Genomic DNA, 681 nt, shown 5'->3' with positions numbered 1-681 from the left:
CACAGCGCCGCGGCAGGGATCCGCCGTGCTGGTTGTCGGAAAAGGAGCCGCTAGTGGGAAAGAGGAGGGTAAATTTTCAGCGTTGCTGGCTCCCCGTCAGCCGGATTGGGTTGCATCGCAGGGGTGTCGAAAGAGTCAACTGCGGTCCAAAGCTGTTGGACTTGGGTGAAAAGGGCGTTTATTCTTCCTATACGTTGTCGGCAGCGGGCCAAAAAGGAATACGTCCATGCCCATCGAGGTGAAACCGGCTGTGAGCGCGGGTTCAAGCATATAGCCCGACAGGCGCGTATCCTTGCCGATCACGACACGATGGCGGTGGTCACCGCGACGAAAGACACGGCCAGCCGCCATGCCGACGCGCAAGGCGGTTTCCGCCGTCATCGCGCCTTCGTTGGCTTTGCCACGAATACCGTCTGTGCCGAAATATTTGCGCACCATAAGGTCGATTATCCTGTCGTCGGGTCGCCCTCAAAGGGGACATGCCTGCTGAACCGCGAATATAGAGAAATATCCCGAATGTGCAGTTAACGAATTCTTGCGGTTTCTTTCAGCGCCGCCAATACCGCCAGCCCGTCGCGCAAGGGGCGCGGCTCGTGTGTGCGGATGAAGTCAGCTCCACCTGCGGCGGCGGCAAGCTCTGCAGCGAGTGTCGCGGCCCCGACATCCCCCGGACCACGGCCT

2 pseudogenes are annotated in these 681 nt (G+C 60.1%); both read right to left on the bottom strand.

The features are described from left to right. Positions 1-195 precede the first annotated feature (195 nt). Positions 196-438, bottom strand: a pseudogene (locus RSB01_RS14160) (phosphoglucosamine mutase); the annotation flags it as partial. An 86-nt stretch (positions 439-524) separates the two neighbouring features. Further along, positions 525-681 (bottom strand): annotated as a pseudogene (locus RSB01_RS14155) (sulfonamide-resistant dihydropteroate synthase Sul2); the annotation flags it as partial.

The organism is Brevundimonas sp., from assembly GCF_036659295.1.
Taxonomy (GTDB): Bacteria; Pseudomonadota; Alphaproteobacteria; order Caulobacterales; family Caulobacteraceae; genus Brevundimonas.
Note: the sequence above shows the minus strand (reverse complement) of the source record. Positions and strands in the feature narration are given on the sequence as shown.